This window comes from Streptomyces sp. NPDC057654 (assembly GCF_042800135.1).
In the GTDB taxonomy this organism is placed as follows: domain Bacteria; phylum Actinomycetota; class Actinomycetes; order Streptomycetales; family Streptomycetaceae; genus Streptomyces.
In genome coordinates, this window is record NZ_JBHVHQ010000267.1 from 1 (window position 1) to 9,767 (window position 9,767).

8 protein-coding genes and 1 pseudogene are annotated in these 9,767 nt (G+C 72.6%); 1 reads left to right on the plus strand and 8 read right to left on the minus strand.

Translation table 11 applies throughout. The annotated features are described in order from the left end of the window. Positions 1-371, plus strand: a pseudogene (locus ACFU99_RS20585) (TetR/AcrR family transcriptional regulator); the annotation flags it as partial. Between the two features lie 70 nt (positions 372-441). Here ACFU99_RS20585 and ACFU99_RS20590 read toward each other — a convergent pair. From ACFU99_RS20590 to ACFU99_RS20625, 8 genes are all read right to left on the minus strand, one after another. Beyond that, complete coding sequence (locus tag ACFU99_RS20590) at positions 442-1,098, minus strand: histidine phosphatase family protein (protein ID WP_384394030.1); 657 nt, start codon at positions 1,096-1,098, stop codon at positions 442-444. Continuing rightward, the gene (locus tag ACFU99_RS20595) at positions 1,095-2,447 is read right to left on the minus strand and encodes a cytochrome P450 (RefSeq protein ID WP_384394033.1); all 1,353 of its coding nucleotides are present in this window, start codon (positions 2,445-2,447) and stop codon (positions 1,095-1,097) included. The genes ACFU99_RS20590 and ACFU99_RS20595 overlap by 4 nt, the downstream gene beginning before the upstream one ends. 73 nt (positions 2,448-2,520) lie before the next feature. Next, positions 2,521-3,984: an adenosylhomocysteinase gene (gene ahcY / locus ACFU99_RS20600; RefSeq protein WP_384394036.1), complete on the minus strand. Its 1,464-nt coding sequence runs from the start codon at positions 3,982-3,984 to the stop codon at positions 2,521-2,523. A 121-nt stretch (positions 3,985-4,105) separates the two neighbouring features. Next, positions 4,106-4,543: an NUDIX domain-containing protein gene (locus ACFU99_RS20605; protein WP_384394038.1), complete on the minus strand. Its 438-nt coding sequence runs from the start codon at positions 4,541-4,543 to the stop codon at positions 4,106-4,108. Between the two features lie 111 nt (positions 4,544-4,654). After that, complete coding sequence (locus tag ACFU99_RS20610) at positions 4,655-6,382, minus strand: carbamoyltransferase (protein ID WP_384394040.1); 1,728 nt, start codon at positions 6,380-6,382, stop codon at positions 4,655-4,657. Then, positions 6,382-7,365, minus strand: a complete 984-nt coding sequence (locus tag ACFU99_RS20615; RefSeq protein WP_384394043.1) for a 2-hydroxyacid dehydrogenase — start codon at positions 7,363-7,365, stop codon at positions 6,382-6,384. The genes ACFU99_RS20610 and ACFU99_RS20615 overlap by 1 nt, the downstream gene beginning before the upstream one ends. Beyond that, positions 7,362-8,528, minus strand: a complete 1,167-nt coding sequence (locus tag ACFU99_RS20620; RefSeq protein WP_384394046.1) for an NAD(P)-dependent oxidoreductase — start codon at positions 8,526-8,528, stop codon at positions 7,362-7,364. Before ACFU99_RS20620 ends, ACFU99_RS20615 begins: the two co-directional genes overlap by 4 nt. Beyond that, the coding region (locus ACFU99_RS20625) for an adenosylhomocysteinase (RefSeq protein ID WP_384394048.1) at positions 8,525-9,767 on the minus strand (1,243 nt) is incomplete at its 5' end. The genes ACFU99_RS20620 and ACFU99_RS20625, both read right to left, overlap by 4 nt.

A 9,767-nucleotide genomic window follows, 5' to 3' on the forward strand; every position in this document is an offset into this window, starting at 1 on the left:
GCCATGGCCGGCAGGCCCTGGCCGACGCCGACCCCTGGCGGGCGCTGAAGGGCTTCCTGTCCCGCGTCCTGGAAGCACAGCTCACCGATGCCGCCCTGCCCCCGGTCGCCTCCGCCGCCGTGGACGCCCTGCCGCGGACCACGGAACTCAAAACGTCACTCGCATCGGCCGGCACCGAGCTCCTCGACCGGGCCCGTGACGCCGGAGCCGTCCGCCCGGACCTCGCCGCCCGCGACCTGGTCCCGCTCATGTGCGGCATCGCCCATGCCGTGACCGTCCACGGCGGCACTGCTGCCGACAAGACCGAAACCGCCCACCGCTACCTCGACACCCTCCTCGAAGGCATACGCCCCGCGCCGTCGCACGCGTGACGGGCTGCCTCCGGTCCCGGCCAGGCACTCGGGCAGGTCGCTTCGCCCCGAGACAGGACCAGACGCTCGGTCAGCCCAGATGGCTCACATCGTTGTGGCACAGCAGCGTCCACCCCGGCTCGCCGTCCGGCGGCGGCCACGGCAGCGGGCGCCGCGCCCAGTGCGTCAGGCAGGCCGGGCCCGACGTGAACGAGGTGTGGGCCCGTACACCCGGCGGCAGGTCCAGGAGCAGTTGACTGACCGCCGTGATCGTCTCGCCGTGGCCCACGATCAGTACGCGCCGCCCCGAGTGCCGGTCCAGGAGCCGGTCGACGGCGGCCCGTACGCGGGCCAGATACGCGCCCCAGCTCTCGCCGCCCGGGGCGAGGGGGCGGTCGGGGTCGAGTGCGGGCGTGCCGCCGAAGGCCGCGACGACCTCCCGCCAGGGGCGGCCGTCGCCCGTGCCGCAGTCCGCCTCGCGCAGGCCCGGTTCGGTGACCGCGGGCAGGCCGAGGGCCGCCGAGACGATACGGGCGCTCTCCCGCGTCCGGCGCAGCGGCGAGGTGTACAGGGCGTGGACGGGGCGCCGGGTGTGGTCCTCGCGCAGGCGGCGCGCCAGCCTGCGCACCTGCTCCCGGCCCGTCTCCGTGAGGCCCCCGCAGCCCGCCGGGCCGCCGACCGTGCCCGTACGGCTGCTCACCGACTCACCGTGGCGCACCAGGAGGAGTTCGGTGACCTCGTGCGTCAACTGCCGCTCCCCGCGACCGGCGCCACCGGTACCCGAGGCACCGACCGTAGCGCCGCCGCCAGGCCCGGACCCCGGCGCTCGCCCTTCGTGAACGTCGCGGGCAGCGCCGCGAAGCCGTTGACCTGGCCGACCGACGGATAGTCCACGGCCTCCGACCCGATCACCTCGTAGTCCGGCAGCCGCTCCAGGACCGCGCTCAGCATGGTCTGGAACATCAGCCGGGCGAAGTGCGCGCCCAGGCAGCGGTGGATGCCCGCGCCGAACGCGAGGTGGCGGGACGCGGGCCGGTCGACGCGCAGCAGTTCGGGGGAGTCCACGGCTGCCGGGTCGTGGTTGGCCGCCGCCCAGGAGATCAGCACGCGGTCCCCGGCCCGCAGCGGACAGCCCTTCAGCTCCGTATCGCGGGTGACAGTGCGGGCGTTGAAGTGGATCGGCGAGAAGTAGCGCAGGAATTCATCCGTCGCGCTGTCCAACAGCGCCGGGTCGTCCGCGATCCGGCGGCGCTCGGCCGGGTGCCGGGCGAGCCAGTCCAGGCTCCGGCCGAGCAGCGCGGTGGTACTGTCCGCGCCGCCGAAGAACAGCAACTGGCAGACACTGACGGCCTCTTCGTCGGTCAGCCCCGCCTCATTGGTCGTCAGATAGCTGATGAGATCGGCGCGCGGCGAGTCCCGACGGTCCGCCACCACGCCCCGGAGCAGGGCGAGTACGTCCTCCAGCAGCCGCCCGGCCTCGGTGTGCTCCGGGCTGCCGGGTGTGCTGGAGACCAGGGTATGGAAGGGGTGGGTCAGCTCCCGCCAGTCCTCGGCGGGCAGCCCGAGCCAGGCGACCACGAAGCACGCGGGCAGCGGGAACCCGAGGTCGCCGACGAGGTCGATCCGGCCCGTCTCGATCCGCTCGTCCAGCAGCGCCGTGGTGAGGCCGGTCAGCCACGGCCGCCACACCTCGCACGCGGTGTGCGAGAACCGCGGGCTCAGCAGCCGCCGGTAGCGGAAGAACTCCGGCGGATCCACCTCCTGCGGAATGCTCCGCGTCCCGGACGAGAAGGGCACGCCGACGCCCCGGAACCCGCCGCGTTCGCCCGTCGGGTCGTGGTCCGAGGAGAACGTGGCGTCGTCGCCGGCCACGGCGGCGACGGTCTCCTCGCTGGAGACCACCCAGAACCCGCCGTGCCGCTCGGAGCGGGCCACGGGGCAGCGCTCCCGCAGCTCGCGGTAGATCTCCGGCCACCGCTGCCCGTACTCGGCCGAACCGAAATCGAATTCGCTGTCGAAGTCGAAATCGAAGTCGGTGCCGAAGCCGCTGTCGCAGTCGGCCGCGTGATCCGAATCCGACTGCTCGTTTCCGTGCATCCTGCCCACCTCGGTTCGGCCTGGGGCGTGCCCGCCCGGATCCTGCCCCGGTCAGTACCGGATCAGTAGCGGATCAGTAGCGGTAGTGCTCCGGCTTGTACGGGCCCCGGACCGGCACCCCGATGTACTCGGCCTGATCATCCGTCAGTTCGGTCAACTCGCCTCCCAGCGCCCGCACATGAATGCGCGCCACCTTCTCGTCCAGCTCCTTCGCCAGCCGGTAGACCTGGCGCTCGTACCGCTCGCGCGCGGAGAACAGCTCCACCTGCGCGATGACCTGGTTGGCGAACGAGCAGGACATCACGAACGACGGGTGCCCCGTCGCGTTGCCCAGGTTCACCAGCCGCCCCTCCGCCAGCACGATGATCGAGTGCCCGTCGGCGAACACCCACTCGTCGACCTGCGGCTTGACGGTGGCGCGCCGGATGCCCGGGAGCCGGGCCAGCCCCGCCATGTCGAGTTCGTTGTCGAAGTGGCCGATGTTGGCGAGGATCGTCTGGTGCTTCATGCGGGACATGTGCTCGACGCGCACCACGTCCTTGTTGCCGGTCGTCGTGATGACGATGTCCGCCCGCCCCACGACGCCGTCCAGGGTCGCCACCTCGTAGCCGTCCATCTGCGCCTGGAGCGCGCAGATCGGGTCGATCTCGGTGATGACCACCCGCGCGCCCTGGCCGCGCAGCGACTCGGCCGCGCCCTTGCCGACGTCGCCGTAGCCGCAGACGACCGCGACCTTCCCGCCGATCAGGACGTCCGTACCGCGGTTGATGCCGTCCACGAGCGAGTGCCGGATGCCGTAGCGGTTGTCGAACTTCGACTTCGTCACCGAGTCGTTGACGTTGATCGCCGGGAACAGCAGCTCGCCCGTGTTCGCCAGGTGGTAGAGCCGGTGCACGCCGGTCGTCGTCTCCTCGCTCACCCCGAGGATCTCGCTCGCCACCGTGCTCCAGTTGGCGCCCTCGGCGGACAGCGACGCGCGCAGCTGCCCGAGGAAGGCCGCCCACTCCTCGGAGTCGCCCGCGACGGGATCGGGCACCGACCCCGCCTTCTCGTACTCCACCGCCTTGTGCACCAGCAGCGTCGCGTCGCCGCCGTCGTCCACGATCGCCGTCGGTCCTTGCCCGCCGGGCCACAGCAGCATCTGCTCGGTGCACCACCAGTACTCCGGCAGGCTCTCGCCCTTCCATGCGAACACCGGCACGCCGCTCGGGGCGTCCACGGTGCCGTCCGGGCCGACCACCGCGGCCGCCGCCGCGTGATCCTGGGTGGAGAAGATGTTGCAGGACGCCCAGCGCACGTCGGCTCCGAGCTCCACCAGAGTCTCGATGAGCACGGCCGTCTGGACCGTCATGTGCAGGGAGCCGGATATCCGAGCCCCCTGGAGTGGGCGGGACTCGGCGTACTCCCGGCGCAGCTCCATCAGGCCCGGCATCTCGTGCTCGGCCAGCCGGATCTCATGCCGGCCGAACTCGGCCAGCGACAGATCGGCCACAGCGAAGTCCAGGCCGTTGAGGTGGTGCAACCGCTCGGCGGTCATCGGTTCGTTTCCTCTCACGATGAATCAGATGAACAGGATGAACAGATGGATCGTCAGAAAGTGATGGGACAGGCAGGCATGGGGCGGGAAGTCATTGAACGGCAAGTCATTGAACGGGAAGTCATCGGACGGGCGGGGGCGGTTCCGGCCAGTCCAGGCTCTCGAACCAGATCCCCGCCCGGTAGTTGGCGACAGCGGTGCGCATGTACGGCACGACGTCCTCGGGCAGCTCGCGCACCGGGCTCCACAGCAGCTCGGAGCACTTGCCGGGCTCGGCGTTGAACGGTTCGCCGGTCCAGTCGCGGCACACGGTGAAGAAGTCGACCCGGCTGCCGTCGGCCTGCCGGTGCACGACCGACACGACATCGACGGACTCCGGCGGCACGTCCACCCCCACCTCCTCGCGGGCCTCCCGGACCGCGCCCCGCCGCACGCTCTCGTCGTCCTCCAGATGCCCGCCGACCAGGCTGAGCCAGCCGTCCCGGTAGCCGGTGCCGTGCCGCCGGGACAGCAGGACGCAGCCGTCCCGCAGCAGCAGCATCCAGACGGCGGCGATCAACGGGCGCCCGAGCCCGTACGGACGACAGCCGGACCCGCGCCCGTACGAGCTCCCGCGCCCCTGCCCGTACGGACGAACGCCGGGCCCCTGCCCGTACGAGCTGTCCCGCCGCTACCCGCCCACCGGGGCACGGTTCACCTCGGCCCCAGCAGCACCAGCCGCCCCGGCCTGCGACGCGCTCGGCAGCAGTGACGGGTCCTTCGCGGCCAGCCACGGGCCGAGCACCAGCAGGTCGAGTTCGCTGCGCAGGAAGGTGCGGACCGCGTCCGCGGGGGTGTTCACGATGGGTTCTCCCGCGAGGTTGAAGGAGGTGTTGAGCACCACCGGCACCCCCGTCAGCTCCTCGAAGCGGCGGATCAGCGACCAGTAGCGGGGGCTGTGCTCGCGCTCCACCGCCTGCGGGCGCGCCGTGCCGTCGACGTGCACGACGGCCGGGATACGGGAGCGCACCTCGGGCCGTACGATCGCCGACACGTTCATGAACGGGGAGCGGTGCGCGGCGTCGAAGTACGTGTCGAACCGCTCGGACAGGACGCTCGGCGCGAGCGGGCGCCAGATCTCGCGGCCCTTGATGCGGTTGAGCCGGGAGACGATCTCGCGGCTCCTGGGGTCGGCGAGCACGCTGCGCGCGCCGAGCGCCCGCGGCCCGATCTCCGCGCGGCCCGAGCACCAGCCGATGATCCGGCCCTGGCTCATGGCGGTCGCGACATGGCCGATCAGCTCGGCCTCCGGCACCTGGACGGCGTGCAGCCCGTGCGTGCCCAGCGCCTCCGCCATCTGCACGTCGTCGGGGGCCGGACCCCAGTAGGCGTGGTCGATGCGGGCGGGCGCGAACGTGCCGCCCGTCTCGCGGGCGTGCGCGTGGGCGACGTGCAGCGCGGCGCCGAGGCTGACGCCGGGGTCGTGGGCGACGGGCAGGAAGTAGTACTCGTCGAAGAGCCCGCTGGCGGCGATCCGGGCGTTGGCCGAGCAGTTCTGCGCGACGCCCCCGGCCATCACGAGCCGCTTGCTGCTCGTCGCCTCGCGGGCGTGCCGGACGAGGTCCAGCAGCGTGTTCTCCAGGGCGGCCTGGGCGGAGGCCGCGAAGTTCGCGTACACCATCTGCTCCGCGCTCTGGCCTTCCAGATACGGGAACGTGTTCTTCCGCCAGTAGTCGAGCAGCGCCTCGCGCAGTTGGAAGCGGGTCCGTCCCGTGTGCTCGATGCGCAGCTCCGGCGCCATCGCGGGGCCGCCGTCCTCGGTGACCAGCGGCATCGGCTCCTGCGGCCGCCCGTACGCGGCCAGCCCCATCAGCTTGCCCTCGCCGCGCGAGCCCGCGGGCTCCAGACCCGCGAACTGGGTCGCCGCCCGGTAGAAGTAGCCGAGGGACGCCTTGACGGGATAGCTCGCCAGCATCCGGATGCCGTCCCCGTCGCCGTACGAGATCGAGCTGGACTCCCGCTCGCCCTGCCCGTCCACCACCACGACGGCCGCCTCGTCGAAGCCGCTGGACCACAGGGCGCTGGCCGCATGCGACATGTGGTGGGCCACCGGCTGCGCCTTCAGCCGCAGCGGCCGTTCGAACTCGGAGGGGAGGGCGTTGTCCAGTTCCAGGTAGGGCGCGGCCGGCAGCGGCGGGTCGAAGCGGTCGAGGTCCCAGCCGGTGGCGATGGCCGCGACGTCGGAGGCGCGCGCCCCGGCCTGCTTGAGGCAGGACCGTACGGCCTCCAGCGGCATCTCCAGCCGGGCCCGCTTGTGGCGGCTGAACCGCTCCTGCTCGGCCATGGCCAGCAGCCTGCCGTCCTCCAGCAGCGCGGCGGAGGGGTCGTGGAAGCCGAAGTTGATTCCGAGGACGAGCATCAGTGGGCACCTCGCGTCATGGGCTCGATGAGATCCCGCAGCGGTCGCCCTTCCTCCAGGCGGGCGATGTTGGCGCAGGCGGAGCGGAAGTACATCTCGGCGACCTCCCGGGTGCGACCGGCGATATGGGGTGTCAGAAGCAGGTTCGGGGCTCCGTCGAGCGGTGAGCCGGGGGCGAGGGGTTCGGCGGCGAACACGTCGAGCGCGGCCCCGGCCAGGCGGCCGGAGCGCAGGGCGGAGGCGAGGGCGGCCTCGTCGACGAGGCCGCCGCGCGAGGTGTTGACGAAATAGCAGCCGGGCCGCGTGAGGGCGAACTCCGCGGCTCCGAACCGGTAGTCGGCGGCGTCGGCCCGTACATGCAGGCTCACCACGTCGGCGGCGGGCAGTAGCTCCGCCAACGGCCGGTATGTCACGTCGAGTTCGCGTTCCCGAGGTGGGGTGAGCCGGGTGCGGGAGAAGTAGCCGACGTCCGCGCCGAAGGCCGACAGCAGCCGGGCCGCGGCCGTGCCGACGCGGCCCATGCCCACCAGTGCCACCGACGCGCCGGCCAGCTGCCGGGTCGCCGCGTCGAACCGGTTGGAGGTGCGCCACTCGCCGGACCGTACGAACGCGTCGGCGTCGGGCAGCCGGCGCAGCAGTGCCAGCGCGGCCATGACGGTGTGTTCGGCGGTGGCCGCCGCCGCGAAGCCGGACTTGTTGTGCGCCACGGGCACGCCGTGCGCCTGGGCGGCGGCCAGTTCGCCGGAGATGTCGTACTGCCCGCGGCCGAGGCGCTGCACGAGGCGGACCCGGCGCAGCAGGGCGAAGTCCTCCTCGGCCAGCGGTTCCTGATCGACCATGATGACGTCGCAGCGGGCGAACTGGGCCGCCCGGTCCGTGTCGTCTGTGCTCGCGTACTCCAAGTGGAAGCGCGGTTCGGTCAGTTCGGCCGCCAGGACGCGCTGCCCGAGTGCGCTGATCGCGCCGCGGACGAGGACGTTCACGAAGCCTCCCGGTCCGGGTCTCGTCGGTCCGGCCGCCAGTCGTGGCCGAGCGCGGCGAGTTTGCGCCGGGCCACTTCCGCCTCGACCTCGGCGGGCACCGGCAGCAGCCGCGGCGGCAGATCGTCGTGCGCCCCCGACCCCGATCCCGACCGTGCCGCGAGATGCGTCAGGCACAGCGCGTGCAGCGCCAGGGAGATGTCCATCATCTCCGGCGGGTTGATGCCCGCGTAGACGTGGTTGCCGCCTGGCCCCTCCAGCAAGGTGAGCCGCTTGCCGTCCAGGACGTAGTCGACCCGGCCGGGCGCGGCCGTGCGGCCGGTGGCGGCCGTGGCGAGGGCGGCCCGGTCGATCTCCTCGGCACAGTGTCCGATCCCGCCGAGCACCGCGCCGTCCTTGAGGGCGCGCAGCCGGTCCAGGCAGAGCACCCGCCGCGCGTCGGTGACGGTGATGACGACATCGGCCGCGGGCAGCGCCCGGTCCAGGTCCACCAGCCGGTGCCCCTCGTAGACCGCCCGCAGTGCCGCGACCGGCGAGACCTCGGCGATCTCGACGCGGCAGTGGCAGCCGCGGGCGTAGTCGGCGACCGCGCGCCCGGTGGTGCCGTAGCCGATCACCAGCACGCTCTTCCCCGCGAGCTGCACCCCGGCGTCGAGCACGCCGAGGAGCGCGGCCTGCCCCGTGCCGTGCGCCGTCTCGACCGCGGACTTGAGGGCGGAGGCGGCGACGGAGAACAGCGGAAACGGGAGCGCGCCGTCCGCCTCGGCGACCTTCTTCACCGCGTTCCGCGAGTGCGCCGTCCCGCCGAGGACCGGCGTCGCCCCGTCCGTACGGCTCCACAGCAGGGCCAGTTCGCCGTTGTCGACGACGAGGTCCGGGGCGAATTCGAGGACCTCCCGGACGCCGGAGCCGGACTCCTGCAACGGGGTGTCCAGGACCCGCGCGCCGAGCGCGGTCATCTCCCGGCCCGCCTCGGGGTCGAAGGTGGTGGACTTGGACGACACCACGACGACGCGGGCGCCGCCCGCGAGGAGCACCCGCACGAGCTGCGCCGCCTCGCCGGTGACGTTCAGGGCGGCGGCCACCTTGCTGCCCGCCAGGGGCCGCCGCTGCCCGAAGTCCCGTTCCAGGGAACGCAGCACGGGCATCCGCGCGGCGCTCGTCATCCGACGTGTCCCAACGTCCTGAGCTTGGCGCGGGCCACGTCCTCCGTGAGCTCCTCGGGGGCCACGGACAGGCCCGGCGGCAGGCTGCCGCGCCGCTCCCACAGCCGTACGGCGCACAGGGCGTGCAGCGAGAGCGACAGGTCCATCATCTCGCTGGAGTTGCCGCCCCCGCAGACGTGGTTGAACTGCACCCCGCCGCCGAGCAAGTACACGGATTTGTCGGGTAGTTGGTATTCGTCGAGCCCTGTGGAGACCGGCAGGACCTTCTTTGCGGCGGCGGTCAGCGCGGGCACGTCGATGGCGTCCGCGTAGTGCCCGATGTTGCCGAGCACCGCGCCGTCCCGCAGCAGGTCCAGATCGTGGCCGCCGATGACGCCGTGGGTGCCGGTGGCCACGATGACGACGTCGGCGTTGCTCAGCGCGTTGGTCAGCGAGTCGATCCCGTGCCCGGCGGCGGCGGCCCGCAGGCAGGCCACGGCCGAGACGTCCACCACCGTCACCCGCGCCCGGAGAGCCGACACATACGAAGCGATGCCGCGGCCCGCGGTCCCGTACCCGATGATCGCCACGTGCTTGCCGCTGAGCTGCATGCCGGTGGCCCCGATGACGGCGGCGGCGGTGGACTGGCCGGTGCCCATGGGCGTCTCGATGGAGTTCTTGAGCGGGTTGTCCACGAGTGACAGGACGGGGACCGTGAGCGGTGAGCCCGCCGCCGCCAGCGCCTGAACGGTCTGCGTGCCGCTGCGCGAGTGCACGGTCGCTCCCGCCAATTCGCTTGCCGACTCCGGTCGTTCGGCGCAGGCGACCAGGAGCGTGGAATTGTCGATGAGCAACTGCGGCCGGAAGTCCGTCAGTTGGGCGGATAGGTGATCGGGGTCGGCTCCGGGGGACGGGTCGAGGACCCGGATCGTACGGTGCCGCTCCAGTTCGGCCACCGCGCCCGCGTCCACGGTCCTGGGGTTCGACGGGTGCAGCAGGACGTGCGCCCCGGCGTCCTTGAGGGCGACCAGCAGATGGGCGCTCTCGGGGCTGACGTGCAGGGCCGCGGCGATCCGGACGTCGCGCAGCGGCTTCTCGGGCCGGAACCGGCGGCGCAGCCCGGCCAGTACCGGCATCTGCCGCCAGGCCAGCTTGATCCGCGCGCGCTCGGCGGCCTGGGCCCGTACCGCGGCGGCCGGGCGGCCGGCCACCGCCTCCTCGGGTGGGGCTACGGCCATGTCCGTACTCTCTCCTCTTCCC

Bases quoted from the DNA above. Each gene is read 5' to 3' on its own strand.
- ACFU99_RS20595 (WP_384394033.1), bottom strand. From the start codon at position 2,447: ATGCACGGAAACGAGCAGTCGGATTCGGATCACGCGGCCGACTGCGAC.
- ahcY (WP_384394036.1), bottom strand. From the start codon at position 3,984: ATGACCGCCGAGCGGTTGCACCACCTCAACGGCCTGGACTTCGCTGTG.
- ACFU99_RS20610 (WP_384394040.1), bottom strand. From the start codon at position 6,382: ATGCTCGTCCTCGGAATCAACTTCGGCTTCCACGACCCCTCCGCCGCG.
- ACFU99_RS20620 (WP_384394046.1), bottom strand. From the start codon at position 8,528: ATGACGAGCGCCGCGCGGATGCCCGTGCTGCGTTCCCTGGAACGGGAC.